Consider the following 21,214-nt stretch of genomic DNA (forward strand, 5'->3'; position numbering starts at 1 on the left):
CAATCCCGAGACAACGCTCAATCCCGAGACAACGCGCAATCCCGAGACATCACGTGCGCAACTCAGGAATCCGACACCGCTGATCGCTGCTCCGACTAGGATCGTCATACCCCCCTGCACGACCCAGACCCGGCACTGCGATCCAGACCAGCACTGTGATCCAGACAAGCACTGTGAGGACCAGCCATGACGGCGACAACGAGTAGCGAGCATGTCCGTGGCTAGATCGAAGTCCGCCGAGCTCGCGCTGTGGCTGGAGCGGCAGATCACCACCGGCGTCTGGCCGATCAACTCCCAGATCCCGACCGAGGGCGAGATCGCCACCGAGCATCGGGTCGGCCGCTCGACGGTTCGCGAAGCGACGCGGTCCCTGGTCAACCTCGGCATGCTGGAGAGCCTCGTCGGTCGAGGCACCTTCGTACGCTCCAAGAGCCCGGTCAACTCGCTGCTCGCCAGCTATCTCGGCCAGCAGCCGCTGGAGCAGGTGCTCGAGCTACGGAGCGCGCTGGAGGCGGAGGCTGCCGCGCTGGCTGCGAGCAGGCGCACCGAGGAGCAGTTGGCCGCGTTGCAGCACGCCGTCGAACTCGCTCAGGTCAGCCCCCAACCTCGCAGGCGGACCAGCCAGTCACCCGGGGAGTTCCATGCGGACGTATTCGCGGCCGCTCAGGCGCCCCTGCTCAGTGACCTCTACCGCAGTGTGCTGGTGATCATCCGGGGCGCACTCGACAGCGGTCGGCTGCAGCCGATGGCCGCCGAGGCCAGCGTCGCCGACCACCAGCAGATCCTCAGCGCCATCAAGTCCGGCGACCCGGCCGAAGCGCGAGCCGCTGCCGCCGCCCACGTCGATCGAGACGTCACGCTGCGTTAGTCGGTGTTGGTCGTCACTCGCTGTTCGCGACGGGTCCGAGAGTTTCAGCGGGCCTGAGTTTGCACCGGTCTATCGCCGTCTAGCGCCCCTTCCATTGGCGGTGCAGCAGCCAGATCAGGTACGCGCCACCGAGGGTGCCGGTGACCACACCTACCGGTAGTTGGGTCGGGGCGAACATCCGCTGTGCCACCAGGTCGCTCAGCTGTACGACGACGGCACCCATCAAGGCGGCGATCGGCAGCGACATCACTCCCCTGCCGAGCAACCGGAGTCCGAGCTGCGGGGCGGCGAGAGCGACGAAGGCCACCGGGCCGGCGATGGCCGTGGCGGTGGCCACCAGCGCGACGCCGACCGCGACCAGGATCAGCCGGGAGCGCTCGACCCCGACCCCGAGCCCGCCCGCGAGGTCGTCGCCCAGCGACAGCGTGGTCAGCGTGCGCTGCAGGGAGAACGCCAGCCCGACGACGGCCACGGTCGGTCCACCGATCAGCAGCACGGTCGGCCAGGACGACTGGTTCAACGACCCAGCGAGCCATTGCACGGCATTCTGCGCCGCACTGAGCGAGGAACGGACGATCAGGATCGAGTTGGCCGCCTGCAGGCTCGCCGCCACCCCGATACCCACCAGCACCAGGCGAAGGCTGGAGCTGCCGCCGCGATAGCTGAACCCGTACACCACCGCCGCCGACGCCATCCCACCGATCATCGCGCCGGCCCCGACCTGAGCCGGAGCGGCGGAGAACACGATGATCTGGATCAGCGCGCCGGTGGCCGCACCGTTGGTGAAGCCGATCACGTCGGGGGAGCCGAGTGGGTTGCGCGTCAGGGTCTGGAAGATGCCACCGGACACTCCGAGCGCGGCACCGACGATGATCGCCGCCGCGATCCGTGGCAACCGCTGATGCTGGACGAAGTAGTTGGCCAGCGGATCCGGGTTCATTCCCCGGGCTGCCTGCCACGAGCCCGCCACGCTGAGTGGATAGTCCCCGACCGTGACTGCGACGGCGCCGAGGATCCCCATCACGGCCACCAGCACAAGCCCGACCAGGACGGCTTTCCGGCGTCGCTGCCGCCGCCCCAGGGTTGCCACCGCATGGGCCCCATCGTCTCGCCGTCCAGCGCGGCCGGCACGGCCTGGACCACCAGATCCGCCGCCGGTCCGAACAGCGATCGGCGCGCTCACAGATGCACCAGCCGATGCCTGCGGACCAACAAGACGAAGACCGGCCCGCCGATCAGTGCGGTCACCAACCCGACCTGCAGCTCATCGCGGACCAACACCCGACCCAGTACGTCGGCCGCCAGCAAGAGGGTCGGTGCCACGACGAGACTGAGTCTGGTCAGCCACACCTGATCGGGGCCGGTGAACGTCCGGACCAGATGCGGCACGGCCAGCCCGACGAAAGCGATCGGCCCCGCCGCGGCGGTCGCCGCACCCGCCAAGATGGTGATCACGACCGCGGTGAGCAGCCGGATCCGCCGCACCGACAGCCCGAGTGAGTGAGCGACATCATCGCCCAGCGCCAGCGTGTTCAGCGATCGGCCGAGGACGAGCGCCAGCACACAGCCCAGCAGCAGGAACGGCGTGGTCGCGCCGAACACCGGCCACCCGCGACCGTCCAGGGTGCCCGCCGCCCAGAACCGGAACTCGTCGACGGCACGCTGATCGAGCAGGATCACCGTCTGTACGAGCGAGGCGATGGTCGCCGACACGGCGATCCCGGCCAGCGCCAGGCGCACCGGCGTGGCGACGGTCGAGCCGGTCGCCCCGAGGAGATAGACCAGCACCGACGCGGCGGCGGCGCCGATGAAGGCGAACCACAGATAGAACCAGATCCCGACGAAACCGGTCACCGCCACGGCGATCACCACGGCCAGGCTGGCGCCGGCATTCACCCCGAGGATGCCCGGATCAGCCAGCGGGTTGCGGGTGATCGCCTGCATCAAGGCTCCCGCCACGCCGAGCGCCGCACCGACGGTCAGCCCGAGCAGTGTCCGCGGCAAGCGAAGGTCGTTGATGATGTCGGAGGCGTACGAGCCGTCGGAATGGCCCAACAGTCGCAGCACCTCACTCGGAGGCAGCCGGGCCGATCCGATCAGCAGCGAACTGACGACCACCGCGACCAGTGCGACGCAGCAGATCAGCAGCCCGGTCCGCAGCCGGCCCGCCGAGCCAGTCCCGCTGCGCGCCTCGGCCGGTGGGTCCTGGGTCGTGGTCAGGGGGTCAGCCGAGACCACCGCGTCGCCACCACGCCGTGAGACCACCGACGAGAGCCGCCAGTCCGACCGCGCCACCACCGACACCGATCGCCTGGGCCACGCTCAGCCCGGCACCGGTCACCACTGTGGTCACCGGTGCCGGCGTCACGATGGCGGCGTCATCGCTATTCGCCTTCTTGGTCTTCGGTGCCTCGCTGGCCTTCTTGGTCTTCGGTGCCTTACTGGCTTTCTGCTCGACTGACTGACTGGCCGGCTGGCTTGACTCTGGCTGCGACTCCTGATTCGCCGCGACAATGGTGAACTCCGGGCTCCGCAGCGTGAAACCATTGATACCGCCGCCACTGCCCTCGATCTCCTCCGAGGCGAGGAACCGCAGCGTGTGCGCCCCTTCCTCGAGATCCTTCGGCAGCCGGAAGCTGCCGACAGTGCTGCCGGAGCCGATCTTCTTTTTGTAGACGACGCAGGCACCATGGATCGCGGCCTCACCGCACACTTCGCCGTCGTCGATCTTGATGTTGACTGTCTCGCCAGTCGGGAAGCCACGCAAGGTGAAGCTGATCTTGTCGCCGGGACTCAGCGAGCTTGGACTCACCTCCGCGCTGGTGCCCGGGGTATCGGCGCCCGGACCGCCGGGCGGCACGGCGCTAGCAGGGGCGGCAAGCAGCAGCGCCAGTGCGAAACCAACACCGACCGCGGCGGCCACTTTCCGGCGTACCGCGGATCGGATCATGAGTCGTTCCTTCCGACGTCACTGTGCGCGCCGTCAGGACGCAGCACCGCGATTCCGGCCACGATGAGGATCAGGCCGATGACCAGGACGACAGGACGACTGCCACCGGTAGCTGCCAGCTTCCCCGACGTGCTGTTCGTCGAGGATGAGTTGTTCGACGTGTTGCTGGAAGTCGCAGTCGAGTTGGTAGAAGTGGTGGACGAAGGCGAGCTATTGCTACTGCTACCGGTCACCACGAAATCCAGCTTGAGCGTCCGTTGGACGTCGCCGTCCTTCGAAGACCCGGTCAGCAGCCGCAGGGAGTGGGCACCGGCGGTGAGAGCAGGCTTTGTCTGGCTGGCTGTCGGCACCTTCACGACCACGTCGAAACTTCCATCGTTGCCGACGTTGATGAGCTGCCAGACGCCTCTCGGACCCTTGGGACTGACAGGATCAATATTCCCGTCGTCGATCTTGATGGCGATCACCGAACCTGAAGTGCCGTCCTGCACGCAATAGCCGGTGCCGACGAGCCTCAGGTTGCCGCCGAGCGGCGCTGCGGGCTTGCCACCAGAGGTGCTCTCGCCGGTCAGCTTGGCGGTGGTGTCGTCCGAACATGTAGCGGCTGCCGTCACCCTCGGAGCTGTCGGATTCACCTGCGGCAACATCCTGATCTCGGCGGGCTTCTCCGCATCCGACTCCGGACTGGTCTCAGCGGATTTCGTCGGCTCCAGCGTCGGACTGGTCTCGGCGGACTTCGTCGGTGACGGAGCTGTCTCCGTGCCGGACACGACCTCGAATGAGACCTCAACCGAACGAGTCTGGTCTCCATCGAGCAGCTTGCCGGTCAGCAGCCGGACCGAGCCCTTCGAGCCGGCGGCCCAGGTCTTGGTGGCATTCGCGGTCGTGGGAAACTCGACGGTCGTGGTGAAGGAACCGTCCGAGCCAACCCGTACGACGGCGAAGATGTTGCCTGCGAGTTGGTTCTGGGTGACGGGATCAGCGATCGGAGTCGTCCGTTGGATGTCCCCGTCGTCGAGCTTGACCGCAATCACCGATCCACCACCGGACGGCGCGACCCAGCCGGTGCCACTGATGGTGATACCTTCGCCCACAGCCACCTGATTTGGCCCCGACACCGTTGCCTCGTCGGCAGCCTCACCCGTCTCCGCGGCGGCCGGGAGCGCCACGCCCCCCAAAACCGCAACCGTCAGCGCCGCGATCAAGATCACGAACCGCGTCAGTCTGTTGATCATCGTTGTTCCTCCACCAGTGCGCGGTCGACGTCCGCCACGATCTTGTTCATCAGCAGGGGACCACCTGTCGAGGTCCACAGCGACCCGTCGACCAGGATGATCTGATCGTCCTTGTAGGCCTTCAAGGACGTGAACCCAGGTGCATCCTCGGCCTCGGACAGCGCCTTCTTCGCCGCTTCGAGGTCGACGCCGCCCTCGGCGTTCCGGTTGTCCACCGATGAGCCGCCGAGGGTGCCGAAGAACATCCAGTCGGCATCGATCTCGGCCAGGTTCTCCCGGGACACCGGCTCACTGTGGCCGCGGCCGTCCTTGTCCTGGTTCTTGGGCCGCTTCAGGCCCAGATCCAACAAGGCCCGGCCAGGTGGCAGCTCGTTCAGGATCAGCGCGGCAGACGAGCCCTGCCAACGCACGATCGAGAAGGTCTCACCCTGGTACTTGCCGAGACCCTTCTTCACTGTCGAGACCTTGGCGTCGTAGTCGGCCAGCACCTGCTTGGCCTCGTCCTGCTTGTTCACCACCTTCGCCAGGGTCTTGAAGGTGTAACGCCAGTCACCGCCCGCATAACCGACGAAGGCCGTCGGGGCGATGGCCCGCAACGCCTCGATCACCGGCGGGTTGTTGTTGATCGAGGTGCCGTCCACCACGATCAGATCCGGCTTGGCCTTGCCGATGGCCTCGAAGTTGGGCTCCGCGATCCCACCGAGCAGCGGGATCTCGCCGGCTTCGGCAGACAGATAGCCCGGCACCTTCGACTGGCCGCGACCGCTCACCGTGCCGATCGGTGTGATGCCCAACGCCAGCAGCCCATCCAGGGTCGGTTCGCTGAGCGCGACGATCCGCTGCGGTTCCACCGGCACGGTGATCTCGGTTTCCTCTGCGTCCTTCACGACCCTGGTCTCACCCGATGCGGCCGGCGCCTGTGCCGATGACCAGGCGCAGCCGCCCAGCAGCACGAGCAGCGCCAGCGACAAGGCGACCGCGGACGAGCGGAGAGACATATGTGGTACTCCTGAAAATGATGTTTCGGCAGAGCTGAGTGGTGGTTCGGCAGGGCGGGCTGGCCACCTAGGCTAGGTAAGCCTAACTTTTGTCTGATTTCCGGCCAACTCCACGTCTCAGCGCTCGTCGCGCCGGTTGTCGGCCCGCGTCTCACTGATTGGCACCCTCACGGATCCATATCCTAGAGTGGCGATGTTAGCTGAACCTAACTATGGTCAGACTTTTGGGGGTGTGACATCTCTGACAATCAGGTGGGCACAGGTCCTTCGACCGGTACAGCACTGGTGACAGGGGCGGCCGGCGGGATCGGCCGGGCGCTGACGACCGCATTGGTACGCGATGGCTACGCCGTCGGCGCGCTCGATGCCGATGCTGCGGGCCTGGACGAGCTGCTGACCGCATACCCGCTCGCCGACCGGGCCCGGGTGCTCCCGCTCGTCGCCGACGTACGCCGACGATCTGAGGTCGAGGCAGCGATCGAGAAGCTGGCCGTCAGCTTCGGGGAGCCGAACGCCGTGGCCCTCTGCTCCGGTGTGCTGCGGCCGGCCCGGCTGGAAGCAACCGACGAGGCGGACTGGGCCTGGCACCTGGCGGTCAACGCCACCGGCACGTTCCATCTGCTGCAGTCCGTCGCACCGCGCCTGACGACCGGATCCTCGATCGTGCTGATCGGATCCAACGCCGCCTCGGTGCCGCGGGTCGGCATGGCCGCGTACGCCGCCTCCAAGGCCGCCGCCGAGACCCTCGTCCGCTGCGCCGGCCTGGAGTTGGCCACGCGGGGGATCCGCTGCAATGTGATCGAGCCGGGCTCGACCGACACCAAGATGCAGCGGGACCTGTGGCCGGATCCCGCAATCGGGCAGGCGATCGCCGTCGACGGCGACCCGGCCGGCTTCCGAGTCGGGATCCCACTCGGTCGGATCGCGGATCCGGCCGATGTCGCCGAGGTGGCGGCATTTCTGCTGTCCGACCGCGCCCGGCACGTCACCTTGCAGACCGTCCGGGTCGACGGAGGTGCCAGCCTGTGACCGCGACCGTGCCGTTCGCCACCGAACCGTTCGCCGAGAGGCTCGAACCCGCTGTCCAGCCTGCGATCCCCCCGGGGATGCCGCTGGTCTTCGGCAGCACCGACCGTCTGCTGCAGGGTCGCACCACCGATCGACACTGGTGGTCGGCACGCAGCAACGACACCGCGTACGCGGATCGGATCATCGCGGACCTGCAAGCCGAAAGTCGGCCTGACCCTGGTGCCTCACCGGCCACCGCCATCGGCACCCTGAGCTTCCGACCGGACGCACCGGCACTGTTCTTCCCACTTGCCGCAGCCGACCGCGCCCAGTCCGTGCCGGCCCGGCTGCCGATGCGCAGATCGCCGGTCCAGCTGCTCGGCGCCCGTGAGCTCCCCGATCCTGGCGGCTACCTGGAGAACGTGAACCAGGCCATCGCTCGACTGCGAGGCGGCCAGAACGCCGCCAAGGTGGTGCTCGGCCGCTGGCTGGATCTCGAGACCGCCACCCCGCTGGACCCGCTGGCGGTGCTCGGCTCGCTCGCCACGACCTCCCGCGGCGCCGTCCGGTTGTTCGCCGTCCCCGCGCCGGCCGTGCCCGAGGGCGACAGCGAGCCGGCGATCCTGCTGGGTGCCAGCCCCGAGCTGCTGGTCTCCCGGCGAGGGCGCCTGGTGCGCTCCACGCCGATGGCCGGGTCCGTCCCCCGCAGCAGCGATCCCGCGACCGATGCCTTGCGTGCGCACGCACTGCTCGATTCGGTGAAGGACGGTGACGAGCATCGCTACGTCGCCGATGCGGTGGCGGCTGCCTTGCGCCCGCTGTGTGACGGACTGGTGGTCGACGGGCCGAAACTGATGCGCACCGACACCGTCTGGCACCTGGCCACCGAGATCCATGGTCGCTTGTCCGACCCGAATCTCGACCTGAGCGCCCTGCACCTCGCGCAGCTGCTGCAACCCACCCCAGCGGTCGGTGGCACTCCCACCGATTGGGCGCTGGACGTCATCGCCGAGCTGGAGGGTGCGCGCAGCTGCGTCGCGGGTGCGGTCGGCTGGGTCGATGCGGCCGGTGACGGCTCGTACGCGGTCGGCATCCGCTCGGGGCTGCTGAGCGGCCGTCGGTTACGGCTGTTCGCGGGCGCCGGGATCGTGGCCGCCTCCGATCCGGAGTCGGAGTTGATGGAGACCGAGGCCAAGCTCGCCACCATGCTCGGCGGGCTGGGCCTGAGCACTGCTGCAGTGAAAGGAATGATCCGGTGACCAGGAGTCCTCTCCGACCAGTCGTCGGCTGGCCCGCCGAGTTCGCCGAGCGCTATCGCGCTGCCGGCTACTGGACCGACGAGACCTTCGACGCCTTTCTGGCCGAGCGGGTCCGGCGGTTTGCCGACCGCATCGCGGTCGTGGGCGTCGGCGCCGCACACCCGCGGGAACGGGTCGCACTCAGCTATGCCGAGCTCGATGCGGCCGTCGGCCAACTGGCTGGGCTGCTGGCCGCGGCTGGAGTCGAGCGGCGCGACCGGGTCGTGCTGCAGCTGCCGAACTGCGTCGAATATGTCGTCGCGGTGTTCGCCGCCTTCCGGCTGGGGGCGCTGCCCGTGTTCGCACTGCCGGCCCACCGGGAGCGGGAGATCGGCCAGTTCGCGCGGATCAGCGACGCAGCCGCGTACGTGTTCGCCGGAAAGGGCTGGGGCTTCGACTATGCGGCTCTCGCCGAGCGGGTGGCGGCTGACCTCCAAGCGAATGGTCACCAACCGCCGGCCGCGGTCGATCTGTCCAGCTGGAATCTCACCGGTCCGGGTCCGTATCCCAGCATCGTGACTGCGCCAGCGGTCGAGGCGACCGACATCGCCTTCCTGCAGATGTCCGGCGGGACCACCGGGGTGCCCAAGCTGGTGCCGCGCACGCACGCCGACTATCTCTACTCGGTGCGTGCCTCGGCCGACATCTGCGATCTGGACGAGACCACCGTGATGCTGGTCGCGCTGCCTGCCGCACACAACTTCCCGATGAGCTCCCCCGGCCTGCTCGGCGTGCTCGACCGGGGCGGCACCGTGGTGCTGGCGCCCGACCCGAGCCCGCGGACCTGCTTCGGCATGATCGAGTCCGAGCGGGTGACCCTCACCTCCTTGGTGCCGCCGTTGGCACAGTCCTGGCTGGCCAGTGCCGCTCGGGGGCTGCGACACGATCTGTCCAGCCTCGAGGTGGTCCAGGTCGGCGGTGCCCGGCTGGCCGACAGCGTTGCCCGGCGGATCGCTCCCGAGCTCGGCTGCTCGCTGCAGCAGGTGTACGGGATGGCCGAGGGTCTGGTCTGCTACACCCGCGCCGACGATCCGGACGAATTGGTCACCACCAGTCAGGGTCGGCCGATCAGCTCCGATGACGAGTTGCGGATCGACCCCGAGACCGGCGAGCTGGCGACCCGCGGGCCGTACACGATCCGTGGCTACTACGGCGCCGACGAGGTGCATGTCGACCACTTCACCGACGACGGCTTCTATCGAACCGGCGATGTGGTCCGTCAGCTGCCCAGCGGGCATCTGCAGGTGACCGGCCGGATCAAGGACCAGATCAACCGGGGCGGCGACAAGATCGCCATCGACGAGGTCGAGGACCTGCTGCTGCAATACGACGGCATTCACGACGCCGCCATCGTCTCGGTGCCCGACGCCTATCTCGGCGAACGGGTCTGTGCCTATGTGGTGCCGAAGGCACCCAGTTCGGAGAGCGGGCCAGGGGCAACCGATCGAGAGCCCACCCTGGCCGAGATCCGCGCCTTCCTGACCGCCGCCGGACTCGCCCCCTACAAGCAGCCCGACGAGCTGCGCATCGTCGCCGCGTTCCCGGCCACCGCGCCCGGCAAGGTCAACCGCCGCCGGCTGCGTGCCTCGCTCGCTGCCTCGGTACCCGCCACTCAGTGACACCCCGCCATCCCCCAAGCACCCTCACTCCCGAAAGCCCGCCATGCCGCTCCCCCGCACTCCCATTCCCAGCACGATCTCCTACCAGACCCCGCCGCTGCCTGCCACCAGCCGTGGACCCTGGACCCTGGACCGCGATCGCGTCGCCCTGCTGGTGCACGACATGCAGGGCTACTTCCTGCGGGCCTACGAGCCCGCATGCCCGGCGCTGCTCCAGGCTCGTACCCAGCTTGCCGAGCTGCTGCGGGTAGCCCGGGTCGCTCGCGTACCGATCGTCTACACCGCCCAGCCCGGCGACCAGCCGGCCTCGACCCGGGGTCTGCTGACCCCGATCTGGGGACCGGGCATCGGCGGCAGTGACGAGGACGCCGCGGTAGTTGCCGATCTCGCCCCCGAGCCGGACGACCGGGTCCTGGTCAAGCACCGTTACAGCGCCTTCGTCGGCACCGATCTCGGCGACTGGCTGACCGACGTCGGCCGCGATCAGCTGCTGGTCACCGGGGTGTATGCCCACATCGGGGTGCTCGCCACCGCCACCGACGCGCTGATGCGGGACGTCGAGCCGTTCGTCGCCGGCGACGCGGTGGTCGACTTCTCCCCCGCCGACCATGAGCGAGCGCTGGTGCAGCTGGCCAGCGTCGGCGCCGCGGTGATCGACAGCGCGACGGCGCTCGCCGCCTTGGCCCCGCCCGCGACTGCCACCGCGGACGACTCCTGGCAGGACTGGCTGGCAGGCCGGCTGGGCACGCTGCTGGGCAGCGAGTCGCTCGGCCAGCAGCTGGTGGCGCAGCCCGAGCTCGATCTGTTCGAGGCCGGACTTGACTCCTTGCGCTGCTTCGAGCTGATCGACGATCTGGCCGCGGTGGGGGTCGACGTGGACTTCTCGGTGCTGGCGTCGGAGGGAACCTCGGCCTATTTGCTCAGCCAGCTCGAGCAGGCCCGTCCGGCCGCCTGAGATGCCGACCCACCAGCCCAGTCTCGGCCAGGCCAGTCCCGACCAGCCCGGTCTCGACCGGCCCTGGCTTCCGCTGACCGCGGCGCAGCTCGGCGTCTACTTCCTGCACCAGCTCCGACCCGGGCTGCCGGTGTGTACCACCGCGGAGTTGATCACGCTGCCTGCCGGGATCGAGACCGACCGGCTGGTCGCCGCATTGCAGGCCGCCTATCGAGAGAACGAACAGCTCCGGGTGCGGCTGCGGACCGGTGCGACCGGGCCCGAGCAACAGGTCACCGATGTGCTGCCGCCGGTCGCGATCGTGGAGGTCGCCGATCGAGCAGCCGCCGACGACTGGATCGAGCATGCCCTCGCCACGCCGTTCGATCTCGAAGCCGGTGAGGTGGTGCGGACCGCGATCTTGTGCGTAGCCGGTGAACCACGGTGGTGGCTGCACGCGACGCACCATGTCGGGCTCGACGGATACGGGTTCATTCGGCTGGCGGGCCGAGTCGGTGAGCACTATCGCGGCGCGGCCAGGCCGGCACCGCCGGTGAGCGTTGCAGAGCTGGTCGCCGAGGATCAGGCCCGGCGCGAGCCGGACGCGCTGGTCACCGAGCAGTCGTTCTGGGCCGACCGGCTGGCCGAGGCGGAGGGCTCCAGCAGCCTCGCCGGCCGGACGGCGGACGCCACCACCCCCGTACACCGGGCTGCGGTTGCCCTGCCGACCGAGACCCAGGATGCGTTGGTCGCGGCAGCGGGCAGATTCGGCGTGGCCTGGACCGACCTCGCCACCGCGGCGTTCGCCGTCTATCTGGGACGGCTGGCACCCGGCGACCCCGACCACGTTCGGCTCGGGGTGCCATTCATGGACCGGTTCGTTCCGGGCCGCGGTGCCTGGCTGACGGCGAAAACGGTCTGTACGGCGATGAACGTGCTCCCGGTCAGCGTGCCGATCTCCGACGGCGCTGTCGGCGATCTGGTCGCGGCGACAGCCGCGGAGCTAGCCGCGATCCGTGAGCACGTGACCGTGCGGCACGAGGATCTGGCCCGCGACCTGCGGCACCGATTCGGGCTGGGCACTGCGCTGTTCGGTCCGCAAGTGAACCTGCTGCCCTTCAGCACCGCGGTGAACTTCGGCATCGGCACCGGCGCGGTCCGCAATCTGACCGCCGGACCGGTCGAGGACATGACCTGGACCATCCGCGGCGCCGTCGGCCGCGGTCAGCCGGTCTGGCTGGAGATCGCCGGCAACCCGGCGCTGTACGAGGCCGACGAAGTTGCAGCGAGTGCGGGCCGGCTGCTCGCCTGGTTGGCGACATTCGCGACCGCGGCCGGCGATCAACCCCTATCGGCCCTCCCGCTGCTCAGCGTGGCCGAACGACGGCAGGTGGTCGAGGCCTTCAACGCCACCGAGCGCCCCGACCTGCTCGCGTCGGCCCGGACCCTGCCCGACGCGTTCGCTGCGCAGACCGCCGCCAGCCCCGATGCGGTGGCCTTGGTCGATGGCGACCGGAGCTGGACCTACGCCGAACTGGGCGACGCGGCACAGCGGCTGCGGGCCGAACTCCGCCGTCGCGGATTGCCGGCCGGGGCGGCCGTCGGGGTCGCGCTCCCCCGGGACGCCCGGCTCTATGTCGCCGTGCACGGCATCGTCGCGGCCGGGTCGCCGTACGTCCCGTTGGACCCGGAGCAGCCCGCCGCCCGGGCGGCGGAGATCGTCGCCGACGCCGAGATCGGCATCGTGGTCAGCGCTGCTGACTGCTCGTCCGAGATCCCCGCCGGGCTGACGGTGATCGACCTCGACCAACTGCTGGCCGATGACCCGCCGGTGGTGGCGCCTGCGCCGGATACGGGCCCGCAATTGGACGACCCCGCGTACGTCATCTTCACCTCCGGCTCGACCGGGCGGCCGAAGGGCGTGGTGGTCACCCATCGGGCGATCGCCAACCGACTGGCCTGGATACAGGAGCTGTATCCACTCCGACCCGGCGACCGGGTGCTGCACAAGACCCCCTACACCTTCGACGTCTCGGTCTGGGAGCTGTTCTGGCCGCTCCAGGTCGGCGCGACCGTGGTCATCGCGCCGCCGGGCGCCCACCGCGATCCACGTGCGCTGGCCGAGCTGATCACCGAGCACCAGGTCGACACCCTGCATTTCGTGCCGTCCATGCTCGCCGCCTTCGTCGGGGACCCGGTCAGCGTCGAGCGGCTTCAGCTCGCAGGCTCGCCGGTGCGGCAGCTGTTCTGCAGCGGCGAGGCGCTCCCCCGGGATCTGGTCGAGCAGGCTGCCCAAGTGTTCGGTGCCTGGGTGATCAACCTGTACGGCCCGACCGAGGCAGCCGTCGACGTCACCGGATGGGACACCGCCCCGGGCGAGACCGAGGTGCCGATCGGCCGGCCGCTGGCCAATGTGCGCTGCTATGTCCTCGACCGTTGGGGCGGACCGGTGCCGGTCGGCACGATCGGGCATCTCTATCTGGCCGGGATCCAGCTCGCCCGCGGCTACGCCGGGCGGCCTGATCTCACCGCGGCGGCGTTCGTCCCTGACCCTTTCGTTGACGGTGAGCTCATGTACGCCACCGGCGATCTGGCCCGCTGGCGGGCCGACGGCGCGCTCTGCTACGAGGGCCGGGCCGATGCGCAGGTCAAGATCGCCGGGCAGCGGGTCGAGCCGGGCGAGGTGGAGGCAGTGCTGCGGGCCGCTCCGGGAGTGGACTCGGCCGCAGTACTCGCGGTGACCGGTCCGGCCGGGCTACGGCTGGCGGCGTACGTGATCTTGCCCCCTCCGGTGGACGACAGCTGGCGGATCGAGCTGGCGGCCTGGCTGAGCAGTCGACTGCCCAGTCACCTGGTGCCCAGCATCCTGCAGCGGGTCGACACGCTGCCGCTCACCAGCAGCGGCAAGCTCGATCGCCGGGCGCTCCTGGCGACCGGCAGTGCGGACGATGCCTCCGTCGAGGTCGCGCTGCCGGCCGGCTGGCTCGAGGAGCAGATCGCCGCCACCATGTCCTCGGTGCTCGAAACGGGAATCGGCCCGGATGACGACTTCTTCGATGCCGGCGGCAGTTCGCTGCTGGCAGTCCGGCTGCTCGGTGAGCTGGAGAGCCTGGCCGGTCGTCAACTCGCCTTGGCCGACATCTTCACCGCCCCCACTCCACGGCGGATGGCGCGGCGGTTCCTGGGTGCACCGTCGACCGCGGCCGATGATCTTGCCCCGGTGTTGACGCTGCGCCCTGGCGAACCCGGTGTCACACCGCTGATCACCCTGCCGCCGGCCGGCGGCCTGGGCTGGTGCTACGCCGGACTGCTCCGGCACCTGCCACCGTCCGTCCCGGTGTACGCGCTGCAGGCTGATGTGGGAGCGGAGGCCGAGGACGCGCCGACTGACCTGGACGCCCTCGCTCAGCGCTATCTCGACCGGATCCGCCCGCTCGTCGGCGAGGGCGGCTGTCATCTGCTCGGCTGGTCGCTGGGTGGCATGGCGGCGCACGCAGTGGCCGAGCGTGCGAGTCGCTCCGGCGTACCGATCGGTGCGGTGATCATGGTCGACGCCTATCCAGGTGAGCAGTGGCGGCAGCTGCCGGAGCCGACCGAGCAGGACGGTCTGCTGGCCCTGGTCCGGATGGGTGGCGTCGAACACCTCCTGGCCGAGCATGCCGTCCTCGATCTGGCGATGGTACAGACGTTGCTGAGCCGCGAGGGCAGCGCCTTGGCTGGGCTGTCGGATCAGGTTCGCGAGGCGGTGATCGGGAACGCGCTGGTCGGTGCCCGACTGGTCCGGGCCTCGACCCATCACCGACTCGATCGGGACGTGTGCCTGGTGGTCGCCGGGGCGCCCCGGCCGGAGACCTGGCTCGATCCAGCCGGCTGGGAGCCGCATGTGGGCGGCATCATCGATCAGGTCGTGTTGAATGGTGCGCACCATCAACTGCTGCGGGAGCCGATGATCGCCGAACTCGGTGAGCTGACCAGCAAGATCATCGCGGGCTGGCGGTGATCGGGTCTGCCAGCTGGCTGGTTGAGCGCAGTGCCGCCGTACTGGCCGGGGCCGACGAGCCGCTTGCCACTCTCCCCCAGGAGCAACGCGCTCGAGTGGAGAGATTGCGTCGAGCCCAGGATCGCGACGACTTCGTCGCGGCCCGCCAGCTGACCCAGCGACTGGTGGCGCAGGTGACTGGCCGCGCGGCAAGCGAGGTGCGGTTCACGCAAAGCTGCCATCAGTGCGGCGGTCCGCACGGGCGTCCCATGGTCGACTCTGCCGAGTTGCATCTCTCCTGGTCACACGCCGGTGGCTGGGTAGGGAGTGTCGTCGGCGATCGGCCGTGCGGGATCGACCTGGAGCCGGCCACCGACCGTCCCCCCTTGTTCGACGTACTCACCGCCACCGAGCAGCAGGAAGTCCAGTCCCTCCCGGAAAGTCAGCAATCGAGCGCCTTCCTCCGGCTCTGGGTACGCAAAGAGGCGCTCCTCAAGGCCGCCGGCACCGGCCTGTCCGAGCCCGCCGCCCTCGCCCAGCTCGACGTACGCACGAGCTTCGTGATCTACCACGAACGCGAGTGGCAGCTGACCGACCTGGGGGTCAAAGGGGGGAAGCACGAGGTGGTGGCCGCGATGGCTGAGGAGCGATTTCGATAATCAGCCACACAGCCGATTCCTCACGCGATTTACCCACCGGATTCGCCGCTTGTGTGGCAGATTCTCGAAATCTGCTCACAGAAGACCGGGATGAGATACTTGGGCTGGAGTCCGCGTCGACGCGACACAGTTTCCCAGCCCGTCAGGGGGTGACGCGCGATGCCGATACGAGACCCACTGCATGTGCTGCAGTTCGGCCCGATGTGGATGCTGAGCGCGATCACCGGCACCGAGTCCTTCGCCGCGATCGATCGCGAAGTCTTCGCCGAGATCCTGGACAACGTCATCCACCGCACCCCGGCTGAGGCCAGGGAGGTGTTGCAGACTGTCGCGGATGCCGGACCTGACCTGTTCCTCGACTTCGAGTTGGATGATCGGCCCTTGGTCTCAGGCATTCGCCACATTGCCGAAGTCTTGTCCGCCGGCGACTCGGACTTCGCGGCCGACTACAAGCTCGCCCTGTTGCGGATCGGCATCGGCATCGCCAAGGCCCGCGGGCCGTACGGGCGGCAAGTCAGCGCGGAGAACGAGCAGCAACTGCTGCTGGTCGCGGAACTGTTGTGTTAGTTGGTGCTCGCCGCCACTCGGCTGCTCACCATTACTATGCTGCGCGTGACGCCGCCGCGGATTGCTGTCCGGTCCGAACGACTGCCAGCAGCATTGTGGCGGATGGCGATAGCGGCGGGCTTGGCCTTCTATCTTGACGCTGCGACCCTGCTGTCGGTCGCGATCTCGCTGCCGATCTGGCGGGACCATTTCAGTCTCAGCGTCTGGCAGGTCGGACTGCTCACCGGCGGACTGGCGTTCGCGGTCGCCGTCGGTGCATTGATCGGCGGCTGGCTCGGCGACCGGTACGGCCGTGGTCTGGTGTTCACCTATGACCTGGTGGTGTTCGTCCTCGGCACCCTGGTGATCATCACCGCACCCAACGGGATCCTCCTGACCGTCGGCGTCATCATCGTCGGGCTCGCGGCCGGCGCTGATGTCCCGACCGCGCTGGCAGTGATCGCCGACAACGCACCGGATCACGCCCGGGGCCGACTCACCGCTGTCACCCAGGTGCTGTGGATCGGCGCTGTGCTGACCACGTACGCGGTCGGTTTCGCCGTGTCGACCCTCGGCCTGCTCGGCACCCGGATCCTGATCGGGCACGTCGTGCTGCTGGCCGTCCTGACCCTCGGGCTACGGCTCGCCCTGACCATCCCTGGTCGCCCTGGCCTCGAGCCGTCCACCCACCACCCGAAGTCCAAGACACCGGCCCGCGCGCTGCTGGCAGCCGGGACGTTGCTCCCCCTCCTGTTGACGGGGACCTTCTTCCTGTTCTGGAACATCGCCTCCAGCACGTTGGGCAACTACGGTCCGTACATCTTGCGAACCGCGACCGGTCTCAGCCAGACCCAAGCCACCGGACTGGCGCTGGTTGCCTTCCCGCCTGCCCTCGTCATCTCGGTGATCTTCGTCCGGCTCGCCGACACCGTTTGGCGGGATCGCCTGTTCCCGTGGCGATGATCATCCAGATCTCCGCGTTCGCCGTCGGCGCGCTCACCGGCGGCACCGTCCTGGCGGGCATGGTCCTGCTGGTCTTCCTGTACAGCCTGTCCAACGTCTTCGCTGGCGAAGCCGTCTACAAGGTGTGGAGCCAACTCCTGCTGCCCGCGCACGTCCGTGCCACCGGGATCGGACTGACGTACGCGGTGGCACGTGCTGCCGCCGCTGCATTCATGCTGGTCGTGCCCGCCATCGTCGCCGCGCACCCAGCCTGGCTGCTGGGCCTGTTGTGCGGCTGCGCGCTGGTGTCCGGCCTGACCGGACTCGTCATCATCCGGCACCGTCCGTTCGCCCACCTGCTGCGCCCGACCCAATCCACCACCTGACGTCTCACTTGCAGCGGCGCTCGTAGGCGAGTCGATCCGCCAACACGGCAGCCAAGTCGTCCATCGCCGCAACATGGGCACTGTCGCCGTCCGTCTGGCGGATCACCGGGCCTTGATCGGAGCTGATCGCCACCGCATAGCCATCGAGCAGTCCCATCTGCCGAGTGATCCGGCCCTGCCGAAGCCAGCCGCCCTTGAAGGACCTCGCACCGACGGTGCCGAGTCCCCAACGGTGTTGTTTGATCGGCCGCATCGTCTTCAGCAGGTACGCGCTCGCCCGCTTCGAGACGACCTTTCCCTGCTGCAGCGCGGCCATGAACCGGACCTGCTCGCGCGGGGTCCAGGCCATCGTGCCCTCCAGCGAGTCCGGGGCCACGGTGCGCCGGTCGCCGATCGAGCGCAGCACCGCGGTCATCGCCCGTCCCGGACTGCCCGGGATCTGCCGGCGCAAGGCGGCGACCGCATCGCCGTCCGAGCGCTCTAGGGCTGCGGCGATCAGTCGACGGTTGGTCCCGCTCACCGCATCCGGATCGCCATCCGCGGTGGTGGCCAGGAACGCCGCGACCACCAGCACCTTCGACGTCGACCACGCTTGCGAGCCTGAGACCTCACCCTCGACGGTGACCTGCCCCGGATGGTCCAGCGGCGCGAACGCGAACGCCCGGCCATGCTTGCCCTCGAGCGACAGTCGTTTCGGTACGTGAGCGGAGCATGACGGACTGGGCACAGCGCTCTCCGGCCCAGCGGATGTGGGCGCCGCGGGTGTCGGGCTCGTGCTCGGCGCCACCCGAGGACTCGACGTCGGACCAGAGCTCGCCTGTGGACCCGGCGTTAGCTGCGAAGCGGCGGGAGCCGGTGCGCCGACCTCGGACGGCTGCCCGCAGCCCGCGACTCCGACCAACACTGCGGCCAGCACCAGCACCGGTCTCCGCAACACGGACCGACCCTACGTGACCACCGCCGAACGCTCGCGATCGAACGTCGCGCGGTCTCGGACTGAACACTGCTCGGATCGCATACTGAACGATCGGTCGGCGAAACTTCATGACAGCGCTATGGTCTGGCGGTGCCTGCCCCGGACTCGCCGAACTCGTCCGCCAAGAGCAGAACAGCCGCAGGTCTCACCACCGCCGTGATCCTCACTCTCGCGCTGCAGAGCGCGGTGCCGCCATTCGCCACCGACATGTACACCCCCGCCTTCCCGCGGGTGACCGAGAGCCTGCAGACGCAAGCCTCGTTGGTCGGGCTGACGCTCACCGCATTCTTCCTGGGCAACGGCCTCGGGCAGTTGCTCGGCGGTCCGGTCTCCGACCAGCGCGGTCGCCGGCTGCCGATGATCATCGGCGGTCTGATCTGCACGATCGGCGGCATCGGCTGTGCGCTCGCCCCGACGATCGGGGTGCTGATCGTCGCCCGCGTGGTCCAGGGGTTCGGTGGTGGTGTGGCCTCGGTGGTCGCCCGAGCGGTGCTGGTGGACCTGGCCCGCGGGGATGCCCTGGCCAAGATGATGTCGATCATGATGGCGCTCGGAGGACTGGCGCCGATGATCGCCCCGGTCTTCGGCGGGGCGGTATTGACCCTGGGCGGCACCTGGCGGACGGTGTTCTGGTGCCTGGTCGGCATCGGACTGCTGATGATGATCACCGCGATCGCCTTCGTGCCGGAGTCACTGCCACCCGAACGTCGTCGTCCCGGTGGGCTTCGTCCGTTCGTCAGCGGCATCGCCGTGGTGCTGCGGATCCGGCTGTTCGTCGTCTATCTGCTGGTCGACCTTTCTCCGGTTTCGGGATGTTCGCCTACATCGCCAACTCCTCGTACGTGCTGCAGGTGCAGAAGGGCATGCAGCCGATGACCTTCGCGGTGTTCTTCGCCGTCACCGCGTCGGGCCAGGTGCTGATGTCGTTGGTCAACGCCCGGCTGGTCGGCCGTTTCCGACCCAACTCACTGATCGGTTTCGGCATGACTCTCTCGGTCGCCTCGGTGCTCGCACTCGCCGTCGGCGTGTTCTTCCTCGGCACCCCGCTGGTGCTGACCTGCGTCGGCTTCATGGTCTTGATGGCCGCCCAGGCATTCGTGTTCGGCAACTCCGCCGCCATCGCTGCCAGTCAGGCCACGCATGTCGCCGGCGCTGCCTCGGCCATGCTGGGCGTCGCGATGGCCGTGGCCGGTGCTCTCTCGGCACCTTTGGCCACCGCCGGCGGCGGTGCGACGGCCGTGCCGATGGTCGTCGTCATGGTGATCGGCATCGGCGGCTCGGTGATCTGCCTGGTTCTCGGCAGGCGTGGGGAACTCCGCGGCTCCGCCGTTCGTCCGTAGACTCGCCCGAGACGTCAGCGACGAAAGAGGTTCACCGGTGCCGAAGACTCCCCCTAGCGGCAGAGGCGACAGCGGTAAAGGCGACAGCCGACGACAAGCCCGAGAGCGCGCCCGCCTAGAGGCCGCCAAACAGCAGCGCCAACGCCGCATCAGGCAGGCCATCGTCATTGCCGTGGTGGCCGTGGTCGCCATCGGCATCGTCGTGAGCGCCGTGCTGCTGGGCCAGGCAGGGCGTGCCGAGCGGGTGCCAACGGCCTCGACGAACGTCACCGTCGGCGGGGCCTCCGTGCCGTTCGACATCGACGGTTCCGCGGTGCAGGTCGGCAAGTCCGACGCCAAGGTCACCTTGGACCTGTGGGTGGACTACTCCTGCCCGCACTGCCAGGAGTTCGAGGCCGACAGCAACGACGTGCTCACTCAGAAGGTCGCGGCCGGCACGCTCAAGGTGCGCTACCACAACATCCAGATCGTGACCGCATACGGCACCCAGGCCGGCAGCGCCGGCGCCTGCGTCGCCACCTACGCACCCGATCAGTGGTGGGCATTCAATGCGGCGCTGTATGCCAACCACAGCTCCGAGACCGACGCCTGGAAGGGACCGGAGCTGGCCGACTTCGCAAGCCAGCAAGGGATCACCAACAACGACGCGCTGACCTGTATCCGCGACCAGCGCTATACCTCCTGGATCACCGACAACACTGGCGCGGCCGGGCAGGCCGGTGTGACCGGGACACCGACGCTGTTCTTCAACGGGGAGAAGACCGAGACGATCAGCGGCGCAGCGCTCGGGGCCAAGATCGACGAGCTGGCGCAGTGAGCCGGCCGCGGCCGGGTGCCTCCTCGACCCTGGCGCTCAGCCGCCGCTGGGCGCAGCTGGTGGTCGTCGGCTCGGCGATCGGCTTCCTGGCCTCGATGATCTTGACCATCGACCGGATCAAGCTGCTCACCGATCCGGCGACGAATCTGGTCTGCGACATCAGCCCGTTCGTCACCTGCGGGCCGGTGATGGCGTCTCGAGCCGGTGCGCTGCTCGGCTTCCCCAACCCGTTGCTCGGCATCGCCGGTTTCGCCCTGGCCGGCACCACCGGGATGGTCGTCCTCGCCGGCGGTCAGTTGGCCCGCTGGTATCTGGCCTGCTTCCAGGTCGGCACGCTGCTGGCGGTCGTCTTCATCACCTGGCTGCAGACCCAGAGCCTGTACGTGATCGGTGCCCTGTGCATCTGGTGCATGTGCGTCTGGGTGGTCACCATTCCGATCTTCGTGGTGACGGCCGGTCAGACGCTCAGCAAGGGTGTGTTCGGTCCCGGGCTACGCCGCGCCGGCGAGGCGATCGCGAACTGGCAGGTCGCGATCGTGGTGATCTGGTATCTGGTGGTCGTCACCGCGATCGCCCTGCGGTTCTATCGCGAGTTCGCCCTGACGTGGTTCGGCATCGCCCTCTGAAACTCAACTGACACCGAGCTGAGCGACGTCGCC

At 68.7% G+C, this 21,214-nt stretch carries 20 protein-coding genes; 14 read left to right on the plus strand and 6 right to left on the minus strand.

From position 1 onward, the window contains the following. Positions 1–211 precede the first annotated feature (211 nt). Positions 212–868 carry a FadR/GntR family transcriptional regulator gene (locus MLP_RS13250; RefSeq protein WP_013863620.1) on the plus strand — a complete coding sequence of 219 codons (657 nt, stop codon included), beginning with the start codon at positions 212–214 and terminating at the stop codon, positions 866–868. A 79-nt stretch (positions 869–947) separates the two neighbouring features. On the opposite strand, the gene MLP_RS13255 is transcribed toward MLP_RS13250, so the two are convergent. The 5 genes from MLP_RS13255 to MLP_RS13285 all read right to left on the minus strand — a co-directional run bounded on the left by MLP_RS13255 (position 948) and on the right by MLP_RS13285 (position 6,051). Beyond that, positions 948–1,958 (minus strand): FecCD family ABC transporter permease, encoded by a 1,011-nt coding sequence (locus MLP_RS13255; protein ID WP_013863621.1) that lies wholly within the window; start codon positions 1,956–1,958, stop codon positions 948–950. 89 nt (positions 1,959–2,047) lie between these two features. Next, positions 2,048–3,133 carry a FecCD family ABC transporter permease gene (locus MLP_RS13260; RefSeq protein ID WP_231851305.1) on the minus strand — a complete coding sequence of 362 codons (1,086 nt, stop codon included), beginning with the start codon at positions 3,131–3,133 and terminating at the stop codon, positions 2,048–2,050. Continuing rightward, on the minus strand, positions 3,093–3,818 hold the full coding sequence (locus MLP_RS26390) for a hypothetical protein (protein ID WP_013863623.1): 726 nt from the start codon (positions 3,816–3,818) through the stop codon (positions 3,093–3,095). The genes MLP_RS13260 and MLP_RS26390 overlap by 41 nt, the downstream gene beginning before the upstream one ends. Beyond that, positions 3,815–5,053 carry a hypothetical protein gene (locus tag MLP_RS26395; protein WP_013863624.1) on the minus strand — a complete coding sequence of 413 codons (1,239 nt, stop codon included), beginning with the start codon at positions 5,051–5,053 and terminating at the stop codon, positions 3,815–3,817. The genes MLP_RS26390 and MLP_RS26395 overlap by 4 nt, the downstream gene beginning before the upstream one ends. After that, positions 5,050–6,051: an ABC transporter substrate-binding protein gene (locus MLP_RS13285; RefSeq protein ID WP_013863625.1), complete on the minus strand. Its 1,002-nt coding sequence runs from the start codon at positions 6,049–6,051 to the stop codon at positions 5,050–5,052. The genes MLP_RS26395 and MLP_RS13285 overlap by 4 nt, the downstream gene beginning before the upstream one ends. Positions 6,052–6,336: 285 nt before the next feature. Here MLP_RS13285 and MLP_RS13290 point away from each other — a divergent pair, with 285 nt between their 5' ends. From MLP_RS13290 to MLP_RS26405, 9 genes are all read left to right on the plus strand, one after another. Continuing rightward, positions 6,337–7,080 (plus strand): SDR family oxidoreductase, encoded by a 744-nt coding sequence (locus MLP_RS13290; protein ID WP_013863626.1) that lies wholly within the window; start codon positions 6,337–6,339, stop codon positions 7,078–7,080. After that, the gene (locus tag MLP_RS13295; protein ID WP_013863627.1) at positions 7,077–8,318 is read left to right on the plus strand and encodes an isochorismate synthase; all 1,242 of its coding nucleotides are present in this window, start codon (positions 7,077–7,079) and stop codon (positions 8,316–8,318) included. Before MLP_RS13290 ends, MLP_RS13295 begins: the two co-directional genes overlap by 4 nt. Continuing rightward, a complete protein-coding gene (locus tag MLP_RS13300; protein ID WP_013863628.1) occupies positions 8,315–9,976 on the plus strand; it encodes a (2,3-dihydroxybenzoyl)adenylate synthase in 1,662 nt (553 codons plus the stop codon). The genes MLP_RS13295 and MLP_RS13300 overlap by 4 nt, the downstream gene beginning before the upstream one ends. Before the next feature lie 43 nt (positions 9,977–10,019). Beyond that, positions 10,020–10,931 (plus strand): isochorismatase family protein, encoded by a 912-nt coding sequence (locus MLP_RS13305; protein WP_013863629.1) that lies wholly within the window; start codon positions 10,020–10,022, stop codon positions 10,929–10,931. A gap of 1 nt (position 10,932) precedes the next feature. Continuing rightward, positions 10,933–14,910: a non-ribosomal peptide synthetase gene (locus MLP_RS13310; protein ID WP_013863630.1), complete on the plus strand. Its 3,978-nt coding sequence runs from the start codon at positions 10,933–10,935 to the stop codon at positions 14,908–14,910. Then, positions 14,907–15,548, plus strand: coding sequence for a 4'-phosphopantetheinyl transferase family protein (locus MLP_RS26400; protein WP_013863631.1), 642 nt, complete (start codon positions 14,907–14,909; stop codon positions 15,546–15,548). The genes MLP_RS13310 and MLP_RS26400 overlap by 4 nt, the downstream gene beginning before the upstream one ends. 159 nt (positions 15,549–15,707) lie before the next feature. Further along, positions 15,708–16,115: a hypothetical protein gene (locus MLP_RS13320; RefSeq protein ID WP_013863632.1), complete on the plus strand. Its 408-nt coding sequence runs from the start codon at positions 15,708–15,710 to the stop codon at positions 16,113–16,115. Between the two features lie 45 nt (positions 16,116–16,160). Beyond that, the gene (locus tag MLP_RS13325; protein ID WP_172641568.1) at positions 16,161–17,057 is read left to right on the plus strand and encodes an MFS transporter; all 897 of its coding nucleotides are present in this window, start codon (positions 16,161–16,163) and stop codon (positions 17,055–17,057) included. Beyond that, complete coding sequence (locus tag MLP_RS26405; RefSeq protein ID WP_013863634.1) at positions 17,048–17,422, plus strand: hypothetical protein; 375 nt, start codon at positions 17,048–17,050, stop codon at positions 17,420–17,422. The genes MLP_RS13325 and MLP_RS26405 overlap by 10 nt, the downstream gene beginning before the upstream one ends. A 4-nt stretch (positions 17,423–17,426) precedes the next feature. Here MLP_RS26405 and MLP_RS26410 read toward each other — a convergent pair whose 3' ends face one another. Continuing rightward, positions 17,427–18,149, minus strand: coding sequence for a serine hydrolase (locus tag MLP_RS26410; protein ID WP_049804544.1), 723 nt, complete (start codon positions 18,147–18,149; stop codon positions 17,427–17,429). Between the two features lie 339 nt (positions 18,150–18,488). On the opposite strand from MLP_RS26410, the gene MLP_RS28585 reads away from it, so the two are divergent. The 4 genes from MLP_RS28585 (at position 18,489) to MLP_RS13340 (ending at position 21,181) form a co-directional block, all read left to right on the plus strand. Beyond that, positions 18,489–19,274: an MFS transporter gene (locus tag MLP_RS28585; protein WP_013863636.1), complete on the plus strand. Its 786-nt coding sequence runs from the start codon at positions 18,489–18,491 to the stop codon at positions 19,272–19,274. Further along, positions 19,211–19,738 (plus strand): MFS transporter, encoded by a 528-nt coding sequence (locus tag MLP_RS28590; RefSeq protein WP_013863637.1) that lies wholly within the window; start codon positions 19,211–19,213, stop codon positions 19,736–19,738. The genes MLP_RS28585 and MLP_RS28590 overlap by 64 nt, the downstream gene beginning before the upstream one ends. Positions 19,739–19,910: 172 nt before the next feature. After that, positions 19,911–20,555: a DsbA family protein gene (locus MLP_RS26415; RefSeq protein WP_013863638.1), complete on the plus strand. Its 645-nt coding sequence runs from the start codon at positions 19,911–19,913 to the stop codon at positions 20,553–20,555. Next, positions 20,552–21,181, plus strand: coding sequence for a vitamin K epoxide reductase family protein (locus MLP_RS13340; protein WP_013863639.1), 630 nt, complete (start codon positions 20,552–20,554; stop codon positions 21,179–21,181). Before MLP_RS26415 ends, MLP_RS13340 begins: the two co-directional genes overlap by 4 nt. Positions 21,182–21,214: the final 33 nt, after the last annotated feature.

Source organism: Microlunatus phosphovorus NM-1, from assembly GCF_000270245.1.
Taxonomy (GTDB): domain Bacteria; phylum Actinomycetota; class Actinomycetes; order Propionibacteriales; family Propionibacteriaceae; genus Microlunatus; species Microlunatus phosphovorus.